Genomic DNA, 220 nt, shown 5'->3' with positions numbered 1-220 from the left:
AGACGAGGGAGGGGGTCTCCTGGGTGACGGCGCCGATGATGCCGATGGTGAGGCCGTCGGCGTCGAGGAGGCGGTATTCGGGGAGGGCGGGGGTGGTGGTGCCCTTGTGGTTGGCGCCGAGCTGGGGGTAGTCGGCGGTGTCGGTGACGCGTCCGGTGAGGTCGGCGAAGCCGCGGTCGAACTCGTGGTTGCCGACGGCGGTGGCCTGCAGGCCGAGGGT

The 220-nt window shown here is 71.8% G+C and carries 1 protein-coding gene; it reads right to left on the bottom strand.

What is annotated here, in order from left to right:
• Positions 1-220, bottom strand: a 220-nt coding sequence (locus WFI00_RS17780) for a hypothetical protein (RefSeq protein WP_336633694.1), incomplete at both ends; no start/stop codon positions are given.

The sequence above is a fragment of the Microbacterium sp. MMO-56 genome, assembly GCF_037146215.1.
Taxonomy (GTDB): domain Bacteria; phylum Actinomycetota; class Actinomycetes; order Actinomycetales; family Microbacteriaceae; genus Microbacterium.
This window is presented reverse-complemented; position numbering and strand designations above follow the sequence as displayed.